General features: G+C 64.2%; 23 protein-coding genes. 16 read left to right on the forward strand and 7 right to left on the reverse strand.

From position 1 onward, the window contains the following. Positions 1-7 precede the first annotated feature (7 nt). The 6 genes from NKH35_RS04105 to NKH35_RS04130 are packed head-to-tail and all read left to right on the forward strand — an operon-like array spanning position 8 to position 4,999. Positions 8-940 (forward strand): carbohydrate ABC transporter permease, encoded by a 933-nt coding sequence (locus NKH35_RS04105; protein WP_031196540.1) that lies wholly within the window; start codon positions 8-10, stop codon positions 938-940. Then, positions 937-1,794 carry a carbohydrate ABC transporter permease gene (locus NKH35_RS04110; protein ID WP_023698619.1) on the forward strand — a complete coding sequence of 286 codons (858 nt, stop codon included), beginning with the start codon at positions 937-939 and terminating at the stop codon, positions 1,792-1,794. Before NKH35_RS04105 ends, NKH35_RS04110 begins: the two co-directional genes overlap by 4 nt. Continuing rightward, positions 1,791-2,531, forward strand: a complete 741-nt coding sequence (locus tag NKH35_RS04115; RefSeq protein ID WP_023698618.1) for a PIG-L deacetylase family protein — start codon at positions 1,791-1,793, stop codon at positions 2,529-2,531. Before NKH35_RS04110 ends, NKH35_RS04115 begins: the two co-directional genes overlap by 4 nt. Next, complete coding sequence (locus NKH35_RS04120) at positions 2,528-3,403, forward strand: ROK family protein (protein WP_023733558.1); 876 nt, start codon at positions 2,528-2,530, stop codon at positions 3,401-3,403. The genes NKH35_RS04115 and NKH35_RS04120 overlap by 4 nt, the downstream gene beginning before the upstream one ends. Then, positions 3,400-4,170, forward strand: coding sequence for a GntR family transcriptional regulator (locus NKH35_RS04125; protein WP_023683130.1), 771 nt, complete (start codon positions 3,400-3,402; stop codon positions 4,168-4,170). The genes NKH35_RS04120 and NKH35_RS04125 overlap by 4 nt, the downstream gene beginning before the upstream one ends. 37 nt (positions 4,171-4,207) lie before the next feature. Next, positions 4,208-4,999 (forward strand): sugar isomerase domain-containing protein, encoded by a 792-nt coding sequence (locus tag NKH35_RS04130; protein WP_023686509.1) that lies wholly within the window; start codon positions 4,208-4,210, stop codon positions 4,997-4,999. A 60-nt stretch (positions 5,000-5,059) separates the two neighbouring features. Here the strand turns inward: NKH35_RS04130 and rsgA are convergent, their stop codons facing one another. Beyond that, complete coding sequence (rsgA, locus tag NKH35_RS04135; protein ID WP_023698615.1) at positions 5,060-6,073, reverse strand: ribosome small subunit-dependent GTPase A; 1,014 nt, start codon at positions 6,071-6,073, stop codon at positions 5,060-5,062. 186 nt (positions 6,074-6,259) lie between these two features. On the opposite strand from rsgA, the gene NKH35_RS04140 reads away from it, so the two are divergent. Then, positions 6,260-6,397, forward strand: a complete 138-nt coding sequence (locus NKH35_RS04140; protein WP_352913414.1) for a hypothetical protein — start codon at positions 6,260-6,262, stop codon at positions 6,395-6,397. A 459-nt stretch (positions 6,398-6,856) separates the two neighbouring features. Here the strand turns inward: NKH35_RS04140 and NKH35_RS04145 are convergent, their stop codons facing one another. After that, a complete protein-coding gene (locus tag NKH35_RS04145) occupies positions 6,857-8,452 on the reverse strand; it encodes a GMC family oxidoreductase (protein WP_352913416.1) in 1,596 nt (531 codons plus the stop codon). A gap of 305 nt (positions 8,453-8,757) precedes the next feature. Between NKH35_RS04145 and NKH35_RS04150 the strand changes: the two genes are divergently transcribed. The 4 genes from NKH35_RS04150 to NKH35_RS04165 all read left to right on the forward strand — a co-directional run bounded on the left by NKH35_RS04150 (position 8,758) and on the right by NKH35_RS04165 (position 13,452). Further along, a complete protein-coding gene (locus NKH35_RS04150) occupies positions 8,758-9,828 on the forward strand; it encodes a sugar ABC transporter substrate-binding protein (protein ID WP_023671074.1) in 1,071 nt (356 codons plus the stop codon). Positions 9,829-9,930: 102 nt separating this feature from the next. Continuing rightward, positions 9,931-10,971 (forward strand): ABC transporter permease, encoded by a 1,041-nt coding sequence (locus tag NKH35_RS04155; RefSeq protein ID WP_245262508.1) that lies wholly within the window; start codon positions 9,931-9,933, stop codon positions 10,969-10,971. A 5-nt stretch (positions 10,972-10,976) separates the two neighbouring features. Next, positions 10,977-12,479, forward strand: a complete 1,503-nt coding sequence (locus NKH35_RS04160) for a sugar ABC transporter ATP-binding protein (RefSeq protein ID WP_352913529.1) — start codon at positions 10,977-10,979, stop codon at positions 12,477-12,479. A gap of 4 nt (positions 12,480-12,483) precedes the next feature. Further along, positions 12,484-13,452: an ABC transporter permease gene (locus NKH35_RS04165; protein ID WP_352913418.1), complete on the forward strand. Its 969-nt coding sequence runs from the start codon at positions 12,484-12,486 to the stop codon at positions 13,450-13,452. Positions 13,453-13,526: 74 nt separating this feature from the next. Here NKH35_RS04165 and gloA read toward each other — a convergent pair whose 3' ends face one another. Next, positions 13,527-13,937, reverse strand: a complete 411-nt coding sequence (gene gloA / locus NKH35_RS04170) for a lactoylglutathione lyase (RefSeq protein WP_019856614.1) — start codon at positions 13,935-13,937, stop codon at positions 13,527-13,529. Positions 13,938-14,094: 157 nt separating this feature from the next. Between gloA and NKH35_RS04175 the strand changes: the two genes are divergently transcribed. Both NKH35_RS04175 and NKH35_RS04180 read left to right on the forward strand, forming a co-directional pair. After that, entirely contained in the window at positions 14,095-15,537 is a 1,443-nt protein-coding gene (locus NKH35_RS04175; RefSeq protein WP_023728490.1) for an FAD-binding oxidoreductase, read from the forward strand. A 3-nt stretch (positions 15,538-15,540) separates the two neighbouring features. Beyond that, a complete protein-coding gene (locus NKH35_RS04180; RefSeq protein WP_023671079.1) occupies positions 15,541-16,335 on the forward strand; it encodes a FadR/GntR family transcriptional regulator in 795 nt (264 codons plus the stop codon). A gap of 320 nt (positions 16,336-16,655) precedes the next feature. Here NKH35_RS04180 and NKH35_RS04185 read toward each other — a convergent pair whose 3' ends face one another. The 3 genes from NKH35_RS04185 to NKH35_RS04195 all read right to left on the reverse strand — a co-directional run bounded on the left by NKH35_RS04185 (position 16,656) and on the right by NKH35_RS04195 (position 19,011). Further along, positions 16,656-17,540 (reverse strand): AraC family transcriptional regulator, encoded by an 885-nt coding sequence (locus NKH35_RS04185; RefSeq protein WP_031237733.1) that lies wholly within the window; start codon positions 17,538-17,540, stop codon positions 16,656-16,658. A gap of 270 nt (positions 17,541-17,810) precedes the next feature. Next, a complete protein-coding gene (locus NKH35_RS04190; protein WP_023728487.1) occupies positions 17,811-18,356 on the reverse strand; it encodes a hypothetical protein in 546 nt (181 codons plus the stop codon). Positions 18,357-18,531: 175 nt separating this feature from the next. Next, positions 18,532-19,011: a hypothetical protein gene (locus NKH35_RS04195; protein ID WP_352913421.1), complete on the reverse strand. Its 480-nt coding sequence runs from the start codon at positions 19,009-19,011 to the stop codon at positions 18,532-18,534. Positions 19,012-19,063: 52 nt separating this feature from the next. On the opposite strand from NKH35_RS04195, the gene NKH35_RS04200 reads away from it, so the two are divergent. Next, entirely contained in the window at positions 19,064-19,666 is a 603-nt protein-coding gene (locus NKH35_RS04200; RefSeq protein WP_023691893.1) for a hypothetical protein, read from the forward strand. A 59-nt stretch (positions 19,667-19,725) separates the two neighbouring features. Here the strand turns inward: NKH35_RS04200 and NKH35_RS04205 are convergent, their stop codons facing one another. Further along, the gene (locus NKH35_RS04205) at positions 19,726-20,631 is read right to left on the reverse strand and encodes an NAD(P)-dependent oxidoreductase (RefSeq protein ID WP_023825514.1); all 906 of its coding nucleotides are present in this window, start codon (positions 20,629-20,631) and stop codon (positions 19,726-19,728) included. 104 nt (positions 20,632-20,735) lie between these two features. On the opposite strand from NKH35_RS04205, the gene NKH35_RS04210 reads away from it, so the two are divergent. Together NKH35_RS04210 and NKH35_RS04215 are read left to right on the forward strand one after the other, a co-directional pair. Beyond that, positions 20,736-21,476, forward strand: coding sequence for a FadR/GntR family transcriptional regulator (locus NKH35_RS04210; protein WP_023828273.1), 741 nt, complete (start codon positions 20,736-20,738; stop codon positions 21,474-21,476). Positions 21,477-21,703: 227 nt separating this feature from the next. Further along, positions 21,704-22,690, forward strand: a complete 987-nt coding sequence (locus NKH35_RS04215; protein WP_352913422.1) for an aldo/keto reductase — start codon at positions 21,704-21,706, stop codon at positions 22,688-22,690. Positions 22,691-22,756 lie beyond the last annotated feature (66 nt).

Raw genomic sequence — 22,756 nt, forward strand, 5'->3', positions numbered from 1 at the left:
AAAGCGCATGAGCACCCTTCGCCGCACCAGCAGCCTTCGCCGCACGCAGCAGCGCATGGCCGTGCTGTTCATCCTGCCGGCGCTGGCGGTCTATGCGCTGTTCGTCCTCTATCCCCTGGGGATGTCGCTCTGGGGCAGCTTCTTCGTCTGGAAGGGGCTGCGCATGGTCGAGTTCGCCGGCCTGTCGAATTTCTCAAGGCTGTTCGTTTTCCCCAGCGGCGCGCGGATCTACGGCGCGCTGTGGCACAACACCGCCTGGTTCTTCGGCATCATGGTCTTCCAAAATGGCCTCGGCCTGTTGTTCGCCTGGCTGCTGTTCCTGCGCGACAAGGGTGCGGCCTTCTTCCAGTCGGTGTTCTTCTTTCCGGCGGTGCTGAGCCCGGTCATCATTGGCGCGCTGTGGCGGTTGCTTTTGGCACCGGGTGGCGTCGTCGAATGGGCGCTGAACGGGCTCGGCCTGCACCAGGGCAGCCTGACTGTGCTCGGCAACAGCCACACCGCGCTCGCCATGCTGATCGCCGTCGATGCCTGGAACTGGATGGGCCTGCCGGTGCTGATCTACACGGCAGGTCTGCGGCAGATTTCCGGCCAGATTTTCGAGGCGGCAAAACTTGACGGCGCCGGCAATGCGCGCATGCTGTTCTCGATCGCGCTGCCGCTGCTGATGCCGGCGCTGGGCACGCTGACGACTTTGTCGTTCATCAACACCTTCAACCAGTTCGACCTCGTCTATGTCATGCAGGGCGTGCAGGGCAATCCGAGCTATTCGACCGACACGCTGGTGACGTACTTCTACCGGCTGGCCTTCGGCGCGGAAGGTGCTGTCGGCATCACCGATATCGGTCTGGCTTTGGCGCTCGGCACCGTGCTGTTTTTGATCCTCAGCATCGGCACGCTCATGATGCTGCGCTTCTTCGACCGCCGCACGGTGCAGCTATGAGCGCGCTGGCGATTTCACAAAGACCGGCCATCTCTCGGCAGCTGGCGCGGCTGCCCGGCTGGACGGTGCTGGTCGTATGGACGGCGGCCGTGCTGTTGCCGCTCTACATCCTCATCGTTTCCTGTTTCAAGACCACGGCCGAGATCTACGACAACAGGCTCGGCCTGCCGCAAAGCTTTGCCTTCGACAATTTCATCAACGCCTGGACGCGCGCCGATCTCGGCCAGAATTTCATCAACAGCCTGATCGTCACGGGCGGCGCCGTCATCCTCACCATCGTCGTCTCGGCGATGGCCGCCTATCCGCTCAGCCGCTACAAGCTTGGCTGGAATGCCATCATGCTCGGCCTGTTCCTGTCCGGCATCATGCTGCCCATCCGGTTGGCCTCGGTCGAACTGTTCACGCTGATGCGCAATCTCGGCCTGCTGGATTCGCTGACCGGGCTGATCCTGGTCTATTCGGCGATCCGCATTCCCTTCGCCGTCTTCATCTTCGCCAATTTCATGCGCGTCTTGCCCTCCGAGTTGGACGAGGCGGCGCGCATGGACGGCGCCGGCGAGGTCCGCATCCTGTTCCAGATCATCCTGCCGATGGTCAAGCCGGCGGTGTCGATCGTGGCAATCTTCACCGCGATCGCGGTGTGGAACGATTTCTTCTTCCCGCTGATCTTCATCTTCGACGACCGCTACAAGACGGTGCCGCTGGCGATCAGCGTCTTCGTCGGCCAGTTCCGCACCGACTGGGGCCTGGTGTTCGCCTCGCTGGCGATATCCATGGCGCCCATCCTGATCATGTATTGTCTGCTGGCGCGGCAGATTCGCGAAGGCGTCGGCACCGGAGGGGGCATGAAATGATCGAAGACAGGATTTATGCGGCGAAATCCATCCTGGTGGTCGGCGCACACGCCTTCGATGCCGAGGTGATGGCCGGGCCGCTGGCGGCCGCTGCCGTCAAGCGCGGCGCCACGGTGACCTTCCTGCATCTGACCATGGGTGAGCAGGGCCATCCGTACCTGGTTCCCGCGCATTATTGCGTGCAGAAGGAAGAGGAAGCGGGCAGCGCGGCGGAGCGGCTCGGCGTCGCCATGCGTAGCTTTGGCCTGCGCGACGGCTTCCTGCCCACAGACGATCAGACGGCGCTCGAAGTGGGCGACATCATTCGCGAGCTGAAACCCGAGATCGTCATCACCCATTGGCATGGCAGCTGGCACAAGGACCATCGCGCCGCCGCGCATTTGACGAAGACCGGTATCTTCTTCGCCGGACTGCCGACCGTTGCCAGCGACCATCCGGCGCACACGCCGCAACTGCTGCTGTTCGGCGAGAACTGGGAGGACGATGACGGCTTCCGGCCCGAGCATCTCGTCGATGTCAGCGACGGGTTCGAGGCCTGGCGCGACGCGGTCATGGAGTATGAGCTGGCGCGCGGCCTGAGCAGCTTCCCCTATGTCGACTATTACAGTTCGCTCTACCGGCTGCGCGGCTGCCTGCGTGGCACGCGCCATGCGCAGGCCTTCGCGGCGGCGTCGCATTCGTGGAATGCCGGCAGCGGCCTGTTCTCGCTCCCCTTCGGCAAAGGGTCCGGTCGATGAGGCGGGTACTCGCCATCGATCTCGGCGGCACCAATCTGCGCGCCGCCGTATCTACGGGCGATGTCGGTGCGTTGGAGGCGCTGGGCAGCGAGCCGGCGCCGGCAACCCTTGGTGCCTTCATTGCGCGCATCGACGCGCTGTGCGCTGAGGCCGGGTCGGTCTCAGCGCTTGGCATCGCGGTGCCGGGTCTGGTCGAGGGCTCAATCTGCCGCTGGATCCCCAACTTGCCGTTCCTCGACGGCGTCGATATCCAGCCGCTGTTTCCCAAACTGCGCGTAGCGCTCGGCAATGACGCGCAGATTGCGCTGCTGGCGGAGGCTGTCGAAGGCAGTGCGAAAAACATGTCGGAAGCGATCCTGCTCGCCATCGGCACCGGCATCGGTTCGGCGGTGCTGGCCAATGGCCGCATCGTTGCCGGCGCGCATGGCGGCGCCTGCTCGTTCGGCTGGGCCTGCGCCGACGTGAGGGATCATGGTGAAGAGCGCAGCGGCTGGCTGGAGCGCGTCGCGTCGGGCCGGGCGCTTGATGCCCTTGCCGGACAGATCGGCCTTGCCGACGGCCGCCAGCTGATCGCCGCTGCCCAGGCCGGCGAACTGGCCGCACTCACCTTGCTTGAACTGCCGGCGCGACAGCTCGGCACCGCGCTTGCAGGCGCTGTCGCGCTGCTCGATCCGCAAGCGGTTCTGATTTCGGGTGGTTTGGCGGAGGCGCTGGATGTGATCCGGCCGCCGCTGCTTGCAGCGCTGCGACGCCAACTGCCGCCGCATCTGCGCGGCATCGACATCAAGCCCGGAAAATTCGGTCCCCGCGCCGGCCTCGTCGGCGCGGCGCTGGCCGGCGCCGTTGGGCAAGGGTGGAGGCATGTGCGATGAGCGAAGCAAGCTTTCAGCAGCCGGACCGCAGACGGCCGGAGCCGCTCTGGTATCAGGTCGAAGAGGCGATCCGCGCCATCGTCAAGAGCGGCGAATGGGCAACGGGCGACCAGATCCCGGCGGAGGACAGGCTGTGCGCCCTGTTCGGCGTCAGCCGCATCACGCTGCGCCACGCCTTGCGCAACCTCGAGGAGGCAGGACTGCTCAGGCGCGAACATGGCCGCGGCACGTTCGTGCGCTCGACCACGCTGGTCGCCGGCACGCGCGAGCTGACCAGCTTCACCCAGGAGATGGGCAATATGGGCGTGGTCGCGGGCTCGCGCCTGCTCGACTGCAGCCTGACCACCGCCAACGCGGCGGCTGCCGGCGCGCTGGAGATCGAGGAAGGCGATCCGGTGGTGCGCATTCGCAGGCTGCGGCTCGGCAACAACGAGCCGATCGGCATTCAGACGGCGCAGCTGTCGGCCGTGCGCGTGCCGGGCTTCCTCGATGCCGGCCTGCTGCAGGGCTCGCTCTACGAGGCGCTGGAGCGCCATTACGGCATCGTGCCGGTGGCGGCGCGGGAAAACTACCGGGTCGGCGCGGTCGGCGCGGCGGACGCCGAACTGCTCGACCTCGCTGTCGGCAGCCCGGCCTTCGTCGTCGAACGCATCACCACCGACGAGCGCGGCCCGTTCGAATTCACCGTCTCGATCATGCGCGGCGACCGCTACGAAATCCGCTCGACGCTGCGCGCCGGACGCGTGCCGCTGAACCCGAGAAGCTGATCCATTCCAGACCGACACAGCAAACAGGAGTACCCACGTGTCCGATCTCTACATCCACCGTCTCGCCGCCCTCATCGACCAGGCTGCGAAAGCCAATGAAGAGGCCTTTGGCCAGGCCGCCAGCCGCTTTGCCGACTCGCTCGAGGGCGGCGGGCTGGTGCATCTCTATGGCTCCGGCCATTCGGTGCTGCCGGTGCAGGAAGTGTTTCCGCGCTATGGCAGCTATGTCGGCTTCAACCCCCTGACCGACCCGCGCGTGATGTGGCACAATGTGCTCGGCGCCGGCGGCGTGCGCGAGCTTTTGTGGCTGGAGCGTACGGAAAGATACGCCGAAAAATTCCTCGACCACCAGCCGCTCAACAAGGGCGATTCGATCATCATCTTCGGCCATAGCGGCCGCAACTCGTCGGGCATCGACACCGCGCTCTACGCCAGGAAGCGCGGCATCTTCGTCGTCGCTGTCACCAGCAAGAACAATCTGGACAAGCCGGCGACGCACTCGTCCGGCAAGCGGCTGGCGGATGCCGCCGACCTCGTCATCGACACCTGTTCGCCGATCGAGGACGCCATCGTGCCGGTCGAGGGCTGGAGCCGGCCGGTGTCGGGCTCATCGACGGTGCTTGCCATGATCCTGGCGCATGAGCTGATCGCGCGCACGGCCGAGCAGCTCGCCAAGCGCGGCATCGAACTGCCGGTCTTCGCCTCGCCGACCATTGCCGGCGTGACGCTGCACGACACCGACGTCATCTACGGCGTCTACCGCGAGCGCATGCTGGAGGCGCAGCAGAAGCACCTGCCGACCTTCCAGGCAACGATGCGCGGAGAGTGAAAAAAGGGAGGCCCGGCACATGCCGGGCCTCCGACGTCTCGTTCCGCAATTCCTATCCTCTCAACGCCGCTTCGGGCGCCCGGCAGGCGATTTGTTGCCGCGCGGGCCGCTCTGAACCGGCGTGTTGCCCTGGTTTTCCTCCGACAGCTTGCGCCAGCGGGCAAGGCGCTCAGGGTCGAGCGTACCCGCCTTCAACGCAGCCTGCACCGCGCAGCCCGGTTCGTGGACATGGGTGCAGTCGCGGAACTTGCACAGCGGTGCGAGCTCGGTGATTTCGGCAAACAGCGTGTCGATGCCGGATGCGACGTCGCTGACATGCAGCGTGCGCATGCCCGGCGTGTCGATTACCCAGCCGCCACCGGCGATGGGGTGCAGCGACCGCGCCGTGGTGGTGTGGCGACCCTTGGCATCGTGCTCGCGAATGCCCGCAGTCTGTTGCGGCGATTGCTGCGCCGCTCCGGCCAGCGTGTTGACCAGCGTCGATTTGCCGACGCCGGAGGAGCCGACCAGCGCCACCGTCTGCCCTGCGCCACACCAGGGAGCAAGCGCCGCTGCGGCATCGGCGACGCGCGGGTTCAGCGTCACTACGGGCAAACCACGCTGAAGGGCGGCAGCCTGGCTTTGGTATCTCTCGGCATCGTCAGCGGTGTCGGCCTTGGTCAGCAGGATCACCGGCGTCGTTCCGGCCTCGTTGGCCAGCGCCAGATAGCGCTCCAGCCGGGCGATGTTGAAATCTGCATTGCAGGACGTCACGATGAACAGCGTGTCGACATTGGCCGCGGCCAGCTGCGGGATCCTGCCGCCCTGGGTACGGCGCTCCAGCACCGTCTTGCGGGTCAGCCGGCGGAGCAGCAGATGTGTATGCTGCTCGACCAGCACCCAGTCGCCGACGGCGTAGTCGCCGGTGTTGGCATTGGCCGGCAGCGTCAGATCCACTGGCCCTGCCCGGGACAGGCCGGCCAGGCGGTCGCGGTGCACCGAGGCGATGCGCGTCGGCACGAGGTCTGCCTCATCGGCTTCAAGCTGGTCGCCGAAGAAATCCGTCCAGCCCAGGCTTGCGAGGGAGGCCGTCATGGCTTTGACCAGGGGGACGGCGTCACAGACATCGGAGAGTATCCTTTGGCAAAATGGGCGCGGACCCTCGGGGCGGTTGTTCAAGCCGTGTATGGGCGGCATGGCGGCATTTGGCAAGCCGAACCGCGCCGATGGCCGAGCCGTTTCGCGCACCACGTTGGAACGCATCGCGGCGGTGGTTCGCTGATGCGCTTACGCGTCGTTACTCTCAATGTCTGCAACACGGAAGGCGAACCGGAGCACCTGGCGGCCATCAACCGGGAGCTGAGGCGGCTCGACCCCGATCTGTCGCTCTCCAGGACGTCGTCCAGACAGCCGATGTGAAATCCCTCGATACGCTGCCGATGGTCTTGATTTGCATGCCACGCATCAGGCCTCGTCGTCGACCTCGAAGTTGGCAGCGACGGCTGAGGATGGCAGGTCGAGAAGCCTGCCAAAAGGGGGAGGGGGATGGCCGGTACCGCAGGGGGCGGGGGGTTGGGATGGGGTTGCCTGAAGCACCGGCCAAAGCGGGACAAGTCCCACGCCCACAAGCTAGCAGAGCTTGGATCGGTTCATATGGTGTGATCGCGGAACTGGCGCAAAAGCGCTTTCACATCCCCGCGCAGGCGTCGGCAACGAGCCCGCAACCGGGGGTTTCCGGTCGGTTGGTGGATTGCGCAAGCGTCGGTTGAAGGCGCTGCGGGAGGCTGTCGTTTTTAGTGCGGTTCGAGTGCTATGCGCTCAGCGATAGGTGCTCAAGGCAGGGCAATCGCGTGGCGCCACCACATGCGATTGTCCTGCTTACGCCACCGGCAGCATCCGCCCCGCAATCAGATCCGCCGCCTTCTCCGCAATCATGACCACGGCGGCGTTGGTGTTCGACGACACGATGCTTGGCATGACCGAGCTGTCGCAGACACGCAGGCCTTGCAGACCGCGCACGCGCAGCTCGGGATCGACGACGCTGTCGGCATCGCCGCCCATCCGGCAGGTGCCGACTGGGTGATAGGCGCTGCGGCCATGTTCTCGGGCGAAGGCTTCGAGTGCTGAGCGCCCCTGCATCGCCTTGCCGGGCAGATGCTCGCGGTTGATGTATCTGGCGAAGGCTGGCTGCGACAGGATTTCGCGGCTGATCTCGATGCCGTCGATGGCGCGTTCGAGATCATAGCGCTCGGCGAACGGGTTGGGGTCGATGATGGGCGCATCGCGCAGGTCCGCGGACTTGAGCGTGACGCTGCCGCGCGAACGCGGGCGCACATGGTAGGAGTTCAGCGTGCAGCCATTGCCGCCGGGAACCGAGCCGATGCCTTCCTCGACGCCGGCGCCGGGCAGGAAATGGAACTGGATGTCCGGCGTCTTCTCCGCGCGGTCGCCCCACCAGAAGCCGCCGGCCTCGACGATGTTGGAGGCCACCGGCCCCTTGCCGAACAGCGCATATTCAAGACCGGCAACCGCCTGCCAGCGCTTCTTCTTGTAACGGTCGATGCCATGCGGTCCGTTGAGCTCGGCGACGACATCGACGTCCATGTGATCGTGCAGATTCTGGCCGACGTTTTTGGAATCGTGGACCACCTCGATGCCGTGATGGCCGAGATGCACGGCCGGGCCGATGCCGGACAGCATCAGCAATTTCGGCGAGCCGATGGCGCCGGCGGCGACGATGACTTCGCGCTCGGCGCGGAGCAGTTCGGTGCGGCCATTGACGATGATCTCGACACCGATGGCGCGGCCGTTCTCGACCACGATGCGGCTGACGGAGGCGTCGGTGCGTAGCGTCAGATTCTTGCGGCCGAGCGCCGGCTTCAGATAGGCAACCGCCGTGCTCGAGCGTTTCCCCCGACGCGTCGTCGTCTGGTAGAAGCCGGCGCCCGCCTGCTCACCGGCGTTGAAGTCGGCGCGGAAAGGAAGGCCCGCCTGCTGCGCCGCCTTGACGAAGATGCGGGTCAGCGGATGCGGCGCGCCGCTGGAGACGCCGAGCGGGCCGTCAGTGCCGTGCTGCGCATCGGCAAAAGTGTCGTTGCCCTCGGAGCGGACGAAGTAGGGCAGCACGTCGGCATAGCTCCAGCCGGCACAGCCATTCTCAGTCGCCCAGCCGTCATAATCCTCAGGGCAGCCGCGGGTGAACACCTGGGCGTTGATCGAGGAGCCGCCGCCCAGCACGCGGGCCTGCGGATAGACCATGGTGCGGCCGTCGATCTCCTTGCCGGGCGCGGTGTCATAACCCCAGATCAGCGGCCCCGACGTCATCTTGAAGAAGCCGACCGGCAAATGGATGTAGCGGTCGGTGTCGGGCGGACCGGCCTCGAGCAGCACGACGGACACGTCCGGGTCCTCGCTCAGCCGGGCGGCCAGAATGCAGCCGGCCGAACCGCCGCCGACAATGATGTAATCCGTCATTTCCACTCCCGGGTTCTCTTTGTTGGAGCATGATCTCCGGACAAAACGGTTTCCCGATTTGTCCGAAAAAACCGGTTCCCACTTCTAGGGATCATGCTCCGGCGGGCGATGAAAATCACCGCCCCTTCCTCTTGCGCGCGACGATCTCAAGTCGCTTGTGCCGCGTCAAGAGAAAGGGTATGGTTATCGTGTTGAAGGGTTGTCGTACAAGTGGAGGAGCTTGACGATCCTCACCAGGAGGTCCCGGCCGCGCTCCCTGCGCAAGATGCCGGGCGGAACAGAATTCAATCGGGAGGTTTCGAGGCATGAACGACACGAAGAATTTTGCGGTCAACCGGCGCACGCTGATGATGGGCGCCACCGCCGGCGTGGCGGCACTCGCCATGCCGAGCGTGCTGCGCGCGCAGGACAAGCCGACTCTGGTGACGTCGATCCGCTCGCTGTCCAACCCCTATCACGCGGTGTGGAAGACCGGCGCCGAAGCGTATGCCAAATGGGCCGGGCTGGAACACGTCACGCTGGTTTCGGAAGGCAACAGCGAGAAGGGCATTGCCGACATCAAGGCGATGCTGGCCAAGACCGGCGGCAACATGGTGCTGAATTCCGATCCCAACGACACGCCCGATGCGCGCCCGATCGTCGAGGCCTGCGCCAAGGCCGGCGCCTATGTGGTGACGCAGTGGAACAAGCCTGGGGATCTGCACCCGAAGGATTTCAACCCGAACTATGTCTCGCATATCGAGTTCGACGGCATCGACAGCGGCAAGACCATCGCCGAGATCCTGTTCAAGACCATAGGCGGCAAGGGCGGCATCGTCGCACTCGGCGGCCTGATCTCGACCACGGCGGCGATCGAACGCAAGAAGGGCCTCGATGCGGCGCTTGCCGCCAACCCAGACATCAAGCTGCTCGATTTCCAGGTCGCTAACTGGAAGTCGACCGAAGCCTTCGACCTGATGGGCAATCTGCTCACCCGCTTCGGCGACGACATCAAGGGCATCTGGGCGGCCAATGACGATATGGGCTCCGGCGCACTGGAAGCGCTGCGTGCCGAAAATCTCGCCGGCAAGGTGCCGATCGTCGGCGTCGACGGCATCAAGACGGCGGTCGATGCGGTGCGCACCGGCGAGTTCGCCTGCACCGTCACTTCGGATCCGTTCTGGCAGGGCGGCATGGGTCTGGCCATCGGCTACAACGCCAAGATCGGCAAGTTCGACCCGACCAAGGAGCCCGCGGAGCACCGTGAGTTCTACGGCAAGGCGGTGCTGATCTCGCACGACAATGTCGAGGAATATTACAAGACCAATGTCGATGCGAAGCCCGAGATCGACTGGAACGATCTGTGGGGCCGGGTCACCGGAGCAATCCGCACCTGATCCATCGGAGTGGGCTGCAACTCCCTGGCGGCCCGCTTCCTCCCGCAGCCGTCGCGATCCCCTTGTCGCGACGGCTGTCACCAGCAGACGGGAAGCGGTTTCTTGACAATCCATACAGAACCCCTGAAGTCCGTTTCGGACATCGAGCGGACGACGCCTATGACACCGTTCCCCGGCCGTATCGCGACATTCCTGGGCGGCAGGCGCTGGCGCAGCCTGGCGCCGCTGGCGGTGCTGATTGTACTCTGCGTACTCATCGCCATTGCCAACCCCAATTTCATCGAGCTGCGCAATCTGGTGCGGCTTGCGAATTCCGCCGCCGTGCCGCTGACGCTGGCGATGGGGCTGACCTTCATCATCCTGATGGGCAGCATCGACCTTGCAGTCGAAGGCACGCTTTCGGTGGCGGCAATGGTGCTTGTGCTGCTCGCCGCCAATGACGGCAACGGCAACGACTATGGGTGGTGGGCGGTGCTCGCTGCCATCGCCGCCGGCACCGCCATGGGCTTCGTCAGCGGTCTCGTCCAGACCATGCTGCGCATCCCGTCCTTCATGGGCACGCTCGGCATGTGGTTCATCGGCCTCGGCCTGTCGGTCTATATGCTGGGCGGCACGGCCATCAAGCTGAACGACGCCTCGATCCGCGACCTGGCCTTGCACCGTTTCCTCGGCCTGCCGGTGGCGGTCTGGGTCGCGTTCGGCGCCTTCCTGCTCGCCACTGTCATCCAGTATCACACCAAGCTCGGCCGCCACATATTGGCGATCGGCGGTGATGAGGATGTCGCCAAGCTCTCCGGCGTCAATGTCGTGCGCGTGCGCATCACCGCTTTTGCGCTGGCAGGGTTCTTCTTCGGCATTGCCGGCGTGCTGGCCGCGGCACAGCTCGGCCAGTCGCACGCCGTCATCGGCGACGGCAGGCTGTTTGCAGCGGTCACCGCAGTGGTCGTCGGCGGCACCGCTTTGACCGGCGGCGAGGGCGGCGTCGTCAACACGCTGATCGGTGTGCTGATCGTCACCGTGCTTGCCAATGGCATGATCCTGCTCGGCATCTCGCCCTACATCCAGCAGACGGTGCAGGGTCTGATGATCATCGCCGCGGTGGCGCTGTCGCTCGACCGTGTCCGCCTGAAAATCGTCAAGTGAACGCCATGCTGCAGGCGTCCAACATCATCAAGAATTTCCCCGGCGTCCAGGCGCTGCGCGACGTCTCCATCGAGGTGCGGCCCAATGAAGTTGTCGGGCTGATCGGCGAGAACGGCGCCGGCAAGTCGACGCTGATGCGGGTGCTGGCAGGCGGCTACCGGCCGGATGGCGGCTCGCTCACGCTGGATGGCGAACAGCTGCGCATGCGCAACGCCCGTGATGCGGCCAGGCATGGCATCGGCATGGTGTTCCAGGAGCAGTCGCTGGTGCTGAACCTGACGGTTGCCGAAAACATCTATCTCGGCGAAGAGGACCGCTTCACCCGCTTCGGCCTCGTCAATTGGCGCGCCATGAACGCGGCGGCGCGGCGGCAACTGGCCAAGATCGGCATCGACATCGACGTCACCGCGCGCACCTCCGAACTCACCTTCGCCGCACGCCAGATGGTCGAGCTCGCCAAGGCGCTGACCTTGGAGGAAGTGGTCGAGCGGCAGTTGCTCATCCTGCTCGACGAGCCGACCTCGGTGCTCAACGCCGCTGATATCGAGGTGCTGTTCGCGCGGGTGCGCTCGCTTAAATCCCGCGCCAGTTTTGTGTTCGTCTCGCACCGCCTCGACGAGGTGCTCAACATCTCCGACCGTGTCTACACGATGAAGGACGGCGCGGTCGTCGCCGAGCACCGCGCAGCTGAAGTCACCGCGCCGGAGCTGCACGAGATCATGGTCGGGCGCGGCCTGCAGGCCGAATATTACCGCGAGGCCCGCCAGCTCGCGCCGCGCGATATCGTGATGGTCGAGGCTAAGGGGCTTGGCGCCAACGGTTACTATCACGGCGTCAATCTCTCGATCCGGGCCGGCGAGATTGTCGGCATTGCCGGCGTTGTCGGCTCCGGCCGCGAGGAGGTGACGCGCACCGTTGGCGGCTTCGTCCAGCATGATGCCGGCGAGATGAAAATCGCCGGCGATGCCGTGCGCTTCTCCTCGCCGGAGCCGGCTGTGCGCAAGGGCATCGGCTATGTCCCGCGCGAGCGCCGGCTCGAAGGGCTGGTGATGTTCCTGTCGATCGCGGAGAACATTTCGCTGGCCGATCTCTCCAGCGTCATGCGCCATGGCGCCATCGACTATGGCAAGGAGCGCCGGCTTGCCGCCGACTGGATCAAGCGGCTGCGCATCAAGGCGCCCGGTCCCGATGCCGCCTGCCGCAAGCTCAGCGGCGGCAACCAGCAGAAGGTGGTGCTGGCGCGCTGGATGACGGCGGGCTCGCGCATCCTGGTGCTCGACCATCCCACACGCGGCCTCGATGTCGGCGCCAAGGAGGAGGTCTACGAATTGGTGCGCGATCTCTCGGCGCAAGGCGTGGCGATCCTTTTGATTTCCGACACGCTGGAGGAAACGATCGGTCTGTCGCACCAGGTGCTGGTGATGCGCGACGGTGCAATCACCGCGCGCTTCGATGCCAGTCCGGGCAACAAGCCGAACCAGGTCGATCTTCTCAGGGCAATGGTGTGAACCGATGAATGAGGCGTTCTCCATCAGGCAGGTTTTCGAGGGCAAGTGGACGCAAGGCGCCATTCCGCTGATCCTGCTGGTCGGCCTGCTGCTGGTCATCGAGATCGCCGCGCCCGGCTTCCTCGCCGGCGAAACCGTGGCGCTTTTGTTTGCCAACACCTCCGTGCTGTTCATCCTGGCGACCGGCGTCACCTTCGCCATTCTGCTCGGCGGCATCGATTTGTCGATCCAGGCGGTGGCGTCACTAGCCAGCGTCATCCTGGCGCAATTGCTGCCGTCGCTCGGCCTCGCCGCCTTTCCGGTGGCGATCCTGTCGGGGCTCGCCTTCGGCGTGTTGAGCGGTGTCGTCCATGTCAAGCTGCGCGTGCCGTCCTTCGTCGCGACACTCGCCACCGGCGGCGTGGTCACCGGCCTGGCGCTCTGGGTCTCCAATGGCCGCGCCATCACCATCGAGGAGGCTGGTCGCGAAAACACGGCGTGGATCAACGCCACCATCATCGGCATTCCGGTGGTGGTGCTGATTTCGGCGGTCATCGGCATCGCCGCCTTTCTGGCGCTGCGCTACACACGCTTCGGCCGCCAGGCGATCGCGGTCGGCGCCGGCGAGCCGGCGGCGTGGGCCGCGGGCATCAATGTCGACCGCACCAAGATCATCGCCTTTGCCGCGTCGGGTATGCTCGCGGCCTTCGCCGGCATCGTGCTGGCAGCCAGGCTGTCGAGCGGTTCGCCGGTGCTGGCCAACCAGCTGCTGCTGCCGGCCATCGCCGCCGTCATCGTCGGCGGCACGGCGATCACCGGCGGGCTCGGCGGCGTTGCCCGCACGGCGGTCGGCGCGCTGATCATCTCGATCGTGCGCATCGGCATGACCTTCGTCGGCGTCAATATTTTCCTGGAAAACATGGTGTTCGGCGCGGTGCTCATTGCCGCCGTCGCCATCACCATCGACCGCAGCAAGATCGCGGTCATCAAGTGATCCCGCCTCCCAGGCAAGCGCGGACAGGCCGGGACCGCATCGGCGCGAGGCCGATGCGGTCCGGCCCGATCGGATTACATCGTGTCGAGGCCGATCAGCTCGATCTTGTAGCCGTCGGGGTCTTCGACGAAAGCGATGTGGGTGGTGCCGTGCTGCATCGGGCCGGGCTTGCGCGGGATCTTGGCGCCGCGCTTTTCCAGTTCGGCGCAGACGGCGTAGATGTCGTTGACGCCGAGCGCCAGATGGCCGAAGCCGGTGCCGATCTCGTAGGGCTCCTCGCGGCCCCAGTTCAGCGTCAGCTCGACGACGGCTTCCTTGTCCTCGGGGCCGTAGCCGACAAAGGCGTTGGTGAACTTGCCGCCGGGGTAGTCGTCGCGGCGCAGCAGAGTCATGCCGAGCACCTCGGTGTAGAAGGCGATCGACTTGTCGAGGTCGAGCACCCTGATCATGGTGTGCATATAGCGAAATCCCGGGGCGTCGCTCATTGGGGAAGTCCTCCGAATTCTGTGATTTGCGGGTCTGATCATCCACATCGAACGCTTGGCGGCAAGCCTCGCTTGATGTTCTCAATCAGGGTTGTATGATAACACGACAACGCCGGTATTTGTCCAGCCGTTTTGCCGAGGGGCCCAGAGCCAATCCATGAATGCCGTGCCGCCACCCTCCGCATCGCAGATCGCAGCCCTGGCCGGCTTGCTGCCGAATGGCGGGCTGCTGACCGAGGAAGTGGATCTGGCGCGCTACAGCCGCGATTGGTCGGGCGATCATTTCGGCCGGCCGCTGGCGGTGGCGCGGCCCTCTTCGGTGGAGGAAATGTCGGCGCTGATGCGGTTCTGCCATGCCGAGCGCATTCCGGTGGTGCCGCAAGGCGGCCTGACCGGGCTCGTGGGCGCCGCAGTGGCGGCGGATGGCGGCGAGATCGTCATCTCGCTGGAGCGCATGAACCGTATCCGTTCGATCAGCCCGATCGACTTTGCCATGGTGGTCGAGGCCGGCTGCATTCTCGAGGACGCCAAGCGCGCCGCCGAAGCGAGCGACTGCCTGCTGCCGATCACCTTCGGCGCGCAGGGCAGCTGCCGTATCGGCGGCAATGTCGCCACCAATGCCGGCGGCTTCAACGTGCTGCGCTACGGGATGACGCGGGACCTGGTGCTTGGCCTCGAAGTGGTGCTGGCCGACGGCCGCATCTGGAACGGGCTGAAAGTGCTGCGCAAGGACAATCGCGGCTATGATCTGAAGCAGATCTTCATCGGCTCGGAGGGCACGCTGGGCATCGTCACCGCGGCGGCGCTGAAGCTGTTTCCCAAGCCGACGCAGATCGAAACAGCACTTGTCGGCTTGCGCTCGGTCGAGGATGCGATGGCACTCTATGCCCGCGCCCGGCGCGATTGCAGCGATTTGCTCACCGCCTTCGAACTGATCCTGCGCGGCGGCATCGAGATCACCATGCGCGAAGGCCAGGATTTTCCCGATCCGCTCAGCCAGCCCTATCCCGTCTATGTGCTGATCGAGGTGTCGTCGGGCGGGCTGATCGACCTCTCCAATATGCTGCTGGGGTTTCTCGGCAGCGTCGAGGACATCGTCGAGGACGGCGTCATCGCTTCGACCAGGGCTCAAGGTGAGCGGTTGTGGCTCTACCGCGAGATCATGGTCGAGCGGCAGGGCAGGGGCGGGCGCTACCTGCGCACCGATGTGTCGGTGCCGATCTCCAGGCTTGCCGATTTCGTCACCGATGCGCTGGCCGCCTTGGAGAAAGCCCGGCCCGACGCGCTGGCCGTCACCTACGGCCATGTCGGCGACGGCAACATCCACCTCAACGTCGTGCCGCCGGAAGGCATGGGCACCGAGGCGATGGAACATCTGTTCGAGCAGGCGGAAGCCGAGATCTTCACCGTCGTCGATCGCTATGGCGGCTCTATCAGCGCCGAGCACGGCATCGGCCGGGTCAAGCAGAAGGCGTTCCTCGAACGCATCGATCCGGTGACGCTCGACCTCGCCGCCGGCATCAAGGACGCATTCGACCCGCGCCACATTCTCAGCAACGGCCGCATTCTGGCGTCCGCACCCGCCGTCGACTATAGGTGAGCGATGACGCTGAAACTCGACAAGGTCAATCGCGGCCCACACCTCTCCACTCTGGTGGCCAGTTCCATCTCGCGCGAGATCGCGCAAGGCCGGCTGAAGCCGGGTGACCAGCTGCCGACCGAGGCGGCGCTGGCAACCACTTTCGGGGTCAGCCGCAACGTGGTGCGCGAGGCGATCGCGCGGCTGCGCTCGGAAGGCCGAATCTGGTCGCAGCAGGGGCGCGGCGCCTTCGTGGTCGAGAGCAACAACCCGACGGTGCTGACCATCGACCATGAGACGCTGCAGCGCGCCGACTCGTTTCGCAATCTGTTCGAACTGCGTGGCATCCTCGAAGTGCAGGCGGCGGCCCTTGCCGCAAAACGGCGCAGCGACGCCGATCTCAAAGCCATGGGCGATGCGCTGTCCGGCATGCGCGCCGCCCCCTATGGCAGCGTCGCCTGGCTGCGCAGCGACCTCGAATTCCACCGCACCGTCGCCGAGGCGACGCGCAATTCCTACATGGGCCAATTCCTGGTCTTCGTGTCCGAGCGGGTGCGCGAAAGCATTCTCGCCGCCGGCAACCAGCAAAAGTCGGACGACATGGCCCGCATCACGCTCGGCGAACATGAGCGCATCCTGAGAGCGATCCGTGCCGGCGACGCCGAAGGAGCGCAAGCGGCGATGCGCGACCATCTGGCGGGCGCGGCGCTGCGGGTGGGGTTGCATGAGGGGGAAGCTGCGGAGATAGCGCCGGGGCCCGAGGCGGCGTCTCCGGTACGGCATTCGCGGTTGCGGAAGGCTGTGCGCGGGCAGGCTTAGGGATAGCCTTGCCTTATCCGCGCGCTGGGCCAATCGCCTATGGCGGCGCTGACCCCCACTCCGTCTCGGCTTCGCCGAGCCACCTTGCCGGGGCGAGCCACGGGTCTCGCCCGTCCTTCGGACCCCCCATTTCATGGGGATGAGGAAATGCCAATCTCCGACATCGCAGCCCTTCAAAGCTTGGGTTTCCTCTCCCCCACGAATGTGGGGGTAGAGGTGGCTCGGCGAAGCCGAGACGGAGTGGGGGAGCGCCATATCAGATTTCACTCGGTCGTCGGCTCAACCAGCTCAGGGCCGGAGATAGGCCGCCACCCACCGCGCTATTTCAGCGGCAAAAACAGCTCAAGCACCACCTCGCGCACCGGTCCGTTCGACGAAAAGTGTCGCTGGCAATAGATCGGAAAGTCGCGCGCCTCCTCGCCGCTGGCCGGAAGCCATTCGCGGTAGAGGTAGAGCGCTGCCGGCTCGAGATTGTTGGTGTTGCCGGGATAGCGCAGCACCGCGCAGCGTCCGGCGGGGATCACGCCGGCCTTCATCTGCGCGTCCTCGATCCGCCCGCCTTCTACCGGCAGGTCGGTTCCGGCACAGATATCCATGCTGTAATCGGCCGGGTTCGCCGGCTCCCTTTCGGAACGGAAGATGTTGAAGGTCGGGCTTGTCTCGGGCGAGAGGCCGGCCGCCTTGCGCCAGGCGATGAAGCGCTGGATGGTGTCCTGGAGCGTCGCCCGGTCGCCGCGATGCTCCATGATCGCCACAGGCGTCGGCGGCACATCGCGGATCATCACGTCGTCGGGTTCGAAGATTATCTGCATGAGCGTGGTCCTTGCTTTGTCGAGCGGCCCGAAGGCCATGAGCCACGACCCCCAGTCGGGAGATTTCCGAAACGACGAAGGCGATTGTCCGAACCGTTGCCTGAAGGCGCGGGCGAAGGCATCCGGCGCGTCGTAACCGGCATCCATCGCTATGTCGGTGACGCTTTGGGCGTCGCTCTCGGCAAGCCGGTACGAAGCGCGCTTCAGGCGGGCGAGCTGGACATAGCGATGCACGGACAAGCCGAAGGTTGACGTGAACTGCCGGTGGAAATGGTATTTCGAGAACGCCGCGACGCCGCTCAACGCTTCCAGGCCCAGATCGCCGTCCAGATGCTGGTCGATGTGGTCCAGCACCCGCTGCATCCGGGCATGGTAGTTTTCAAGTGGCGTCATCAAACGTCTCGTCCTGCGTGGCGACACCAGATAGGCGCTCCCGGATATGTCGCGCTCGACCGATCTTGCGGTTTGACACGGATGGACGCGTGCCGCATCTCCGGCGCGCATTAACGACTGCGGATGGCTGCGGGCAGGTCGCAAGATAGGCAGTGGCTCAGTCTGTCCGGTCGGCGGACTGTTCCAACACGACATCGAGAGTGATCATCGCAGGGCTAAGGTCGCTGGCGGCAGTGTGAATGACCTGCCGTACCCGTCGGATTGGTGAAGCTAAGCAGAAGGCGACGCGTCTTTTGCTTTTACGTCAGAAACGAAGGGAAACTCCGCGCCGTTGAATGCCCACCAGTAGCGATTAATAATCTGCCACCAAGTCAAGTAAATGCGCTTTGACTTGTCGCTGCCTAGGCTTTCGGCAGCAGCATTGTAGGCTATGGCGTCCATTGCGCGCATCGGAGGCGGCTCCTCTGCGTAGAGGCGTTTAAGGGTCGCCTCCCAATCTCTGACCGTTGAGGGGCTAGGCTTGTCGGCCTCAGCGATTTCCGCCGTTAGTTCGTAGAAACGGCGTTGCAAAAATTCATGTGTGCGCGCCTTACCTCCAAAGTCGAACACCAACTGCAATAGTCCCGCCATGGTTGCCACAAAAGCCAGAACCGCCGGGGGAGCGAAGGTCTTCTCAAAATCGGCTACGGCCGCTGCGCCCGCTGCGACAATTATCAAGCTCATGAGCCGGTTGAGCAGGTCGTAGTAGTTGCGCCGCGCGGTGTGGTAGATCGCGTTTCTGAGCGCATCAAAATTGATTTTAGACGGTTCGCGCATCGCATTTGCCATCAGTTTGGGGGCGGTTTAACTCCCGGCCCCGCCATCCTAATATAGATCTTATTCCCGACCGGAGCAAATATGAGAGGTTTGATACTCTCGTATCCAAGTTTTTCAGTTATCGCTCCAAGCGCATCAACGAAGCCAGACTTATACGCGTCGAAATTGTCAGATTTTAGAACGGCGCGAAAATCAGAAGCGTCATTTTGTGACACCTCGATGTATTGGCGATCAATGCACCTGGCTGCCCATCAAGCATCACTTGATATTCCCCAGGCGGCACGCGGTATTGCCTTACGAGGGGAAAACCGGGCAGGTTCCATTCAAAATTGTCGAGAGAATTGCCCTTCGCATCGGTGGCGGAAATGGACAGTTCTTTGGACGGATTTTGGACATAGACTGCTATCCCACTCTGATCGGGAGGCATCTCAATCCACTTCTGTACATCGCCAGCAAATGCTGGAAGCGCGGCCGATGTTGTTGCAAGAAAAATCAGTGCTGCCCGCAACATCGGGTTCCCCAAATTTGATGAAGTGAGCACGGATAATGACATATCTATGGATTGATTGCTATCTGCGCTTTCTGGACTTGCCCAGGCCTGCGGATTCGTCTTTGTGTCTCTACTGTAGCCATGCAGCTGCGGCGTTTTGAGCATTCGCTTCAGCGTGTCTTTAGCTGCATATATCCGTTTTTCACTAGGTTCTAGAATGGCCTACGACGAATTTGAGATTGACAGAATTAAGCACGCTCTTGGCGACATGTGCATTGCATGGGCACATCTTGAGGAAGGGTGCTTCATGGTCCTCTTTTACACCATGCGGGATATCGAATACACGGCCTATGAACTTATCCGAAACGAGCTCGACCTTCGCGGTGCTTTGCAGGTCTGCAAGGGACATGCGGTCGCTAACCGCTGGGAGCGCCACAGCGACCATATCCCTATCCTGGTTGACTTGATCGATGGTGAAATTCGAGCAGCCCGCAACCGATTTATCCACGACCCAATCACTAGTGGGGTAACATCGTACATTCGCCAATCATACGTGACGCGCTACCGAAAGAGCCCACACAAACTCGACGTGCATATCGGCACCCATACCGAGGTGAGCTCCGAAGAGATTTATACATTCACGCGCGCCGTGCGGGCACTAGAGCGCTACGCTGGGTCAATCGTCCAATATCTCGATTGGTTGGATGGTGAGCGTCAATTCGATTGGGAGTTTCCGTCGATGGAACTCGCTCAGCTAGGCGCGCACTTTGCCATCACCGAGTACACCCAGATCGCCAAATCGCGGGGTTCAGTTCGATAATCCTCTGGCACCCATGGCGCTCAAATATATGATCGCGCTGCCCTATCGCTCCAGTCCCATCACTCCCCCGCCGTCTCCACCAGCGACACCCCATTCAACCCCGCGACAATATCCGACAATGCCGGCACGAACTTCTCGCCGTGGCCGGTGGCAACCGCCGTGGCAAACCCATTCCGCACGGCAGCGCCGATCGGGTTGGCCACACCTGCGGCCTGGGCGAACGACGCGAGGTAGGTCATGTCTTTCAGCGCGTTGGCGATGGCGAAGCGCTGGGCGTTTTCGTTGCGGTTGAGGACGAAGTCGAAGAAGGCCTGGTAGAAGCCGCAATCCATGCGGCTGCCGGAGATGACGCTGTTGAAGACCTGCGGCGTCAGGCCGCCCTTGGCGCCCAGCGTCAGCGCTTCGGAATAGATCGCGGAATAGCCCATCGAGACGAAATTGTTGAGCAGCTTCATGGTGTGGCCGCTGCCGGTCGGGCCGGTGTGGACGACACGGGCGGCAAAGGCTTCGAGCACCGGCCGGGCGCGGGCAACGACTTCCGCCGGACCGCCGACCATGACGTCGAGCTTGCCTTCAGTGGCTTCCTTGGGCGTGCGCGCCAGCGGCGCGTCGATCAGCGTTATGCCTTGCTGGGCGAGATCGGTGGCAAGCGCTGTCGTCGATGACGGGTTGGAGGTCGAGCAGTCGATGATGAGCAGAGGCGTCGCGGCCGCTGCCAGCCCGTCCGGTCCCTTGACCAGCGCTTCGACCTCGCGCGTGCCGGTGACGCACAGGATGACGATGTCGCAGGCGGCGGCAAGCGCACGCGGGCTTGCCGCTTCGGTGGCGCCGGCCGCGATCAGCCGGTCGGCGGCGGTGCGGCTGCGGTGGACATACACCGCCAGTGGCCAGCCTTTGCTGAGCAGATTGTCGGCCATGCCGGCGCCCATGCTGCCCAGGCCGATGAAGCCGATGCGTTCTTTCATGCAATCCTCCTATCGCCCGTGCCAACGGGCCGAACTTTCGTCACCTTGCGGCGGGCACCCGTCGATGCAATCCTTTGAACAAGAATCGAACCGGAGTCGCGCTGATGGCGGAGCCCATGACTTTCGACGCCATACCGCAGGCGCCCAACCTGCGGACGGGTCTGGTCAACACGCTGATTGCGCAGATCGAATCCGGTGACCTTGCGCCGGGGCAGCGGCTGCCGACCGAGCAGGAGATTGTTGCTGCCACAGGCGTCAGCCGCACCGTGGTGCGCGAGGCGCTGGCGGCGCTGCGTGCGCGCGGGCTGATTACCACGCGCCAGGGGCTCGGCGCCTTCGTCGCCAAGGATCCGCCGCCGAAGACGTTTTCCGTGCTGCCCGACGATCTCGAATCGATCGACGAGGTGCTGCGCGTGCTCGAACTGCGCATGGGCATCGAGGTGGAGGCGACCGGCCTCGCTGCCCAACGGCGCAGCGAGGCGGCGCTTCAACAGATGAGCGCGCGGCTCGACGCGCTGGAGGCGGCGGTGCGTGCCGGCGGCTCCGGCTCGGAAGAGGATTTCGGCTTCCACCGCGCCATTCTCGCCGCGACGCAGAACCCGAATTTCACCCGGCTGTTCGACACGTTCGGCAGCGCCATGGTCCCGCGCCATTGGACGCGGCTCGACCGCATGACGGAGGCCGAGCGGGAAAAATATCTCGACCGCATGCAGCGCGAGCATCGCGCCATTCTCGGGGCCATCGAAGCCAGGGACGTCAATGCCGCGCGGCGCGCCATGCGCAGCCATCTGACCAAGAGCTATGCCCGCTTCGAGGATCTGCGCGACAAGGCTGTTCACGATTAGGGGGCCAACCACGGTTGACGGACTGCTCATCCGGCGACCCCGTCGGAGATCGAGTTCGCGAATCAGCGACATGTTCCTCCCGGCTCGAAATCGTTGCAATCTTACCGGGTTGTCATACAACCCTGTGATCTGGTAAATCCAGGGAAGAGGGATGTCAATCGCGTTGCCATGCGGTATGAGGCTCCCGAAATCAGAACCGTCATCAAAGCCGCAAGTCAGGAAGCAAAATGCAGTCACGGAAATTTGGCCGTACCGGCAGATCAGTCAGCGAGATCGGCTTCGGCGCCTGGGCGATCGGCGCCGCCTGGGGCGAGGTCAATGACGACGATGCGGTCGCCGCCCTGCATGCCGCGCTCGATGCCGGCGTCAGCTTCCTCGACACGGCCGACGTCTATGGCGACGGCCGTTCGGAAAAACTGATCGCACGGGTGATGAAGGAACGTGGCGGCGCGCGCCCGTTCATCGCCACCAAGGCCGGACGGCGGCTGCCGAAACAGACCGTCGAAGGCTACAGCGTCGAGAACCTCAACGGCTGGATCGACCGCAGCCTGAAATACCTCGAGACCGACACGCTGGACCTGGTGCAGCTGCATTGCCCGCCGACCGATCTCTATTACCACCCGGAAGTGTTCGAGCGTCTCGACAAGCTCGCCGAGCAAGGCAAGATCCGCAATTACGGCGTCAGCGTCGAGCGTGTCGAAGAGGCGCTGAAGGCGATGCAATATCCCGGCGTCGTCAGCGTGCAGATCATCTTCAACGCCTTCCGCCAGCGCCCGGCCGAGCTGTTCTTCGACCAGGCGAAAAAGAACGACGTCGCCATCATCGCCCGCGTGCCGCTGGCCAGCGGCCTGCTGTCGGGCAAGTTCAGGGCGGACACCAAGTTCGAGACCACCGACCATCGCCTGTTCAACAGGAATGGCGAAGCCTTCGATGTCGGCGAGACGTTTTCGGGCTTGCCCTATGAGGTCGGCCTGGCGGCCGTCGAGAAGGTGCGGCCGCTGGTGTCAGGCGACACCACCATGGCGAAATTCGCTCTGCGCTGGATCCTGATGTTCGACGCTGTGACGGTCGTCATCCCCGGCGCCCGCAATCCGGCGCAGGCGGTTTCCAATGCGGAAGCGGCGGAGCTTGCGCCGTTGTCCTCCGAGTTGATGGCCAAGGTGGAGGCGGTCTACGACGAGAACATCAAGCCCTACGTGCATCAGCGCTGGTGAGCCAGCGCCTGCCGCCCTCGACCGGCTGACTGACCAGAGGCCAGCCGGGCCAAATTGCGCTCGTCG

The organism is Mesorhizobium sp. M1143 (assembly GCF_040318435.1).
In the GTDB taxonomy this organism is placed as follows: domain Bacteria; phylum Pseudomonadota; class Alphaproteobacteria; order Rhizobiales; family Rhizobiaceae; genus Mesorhizobium.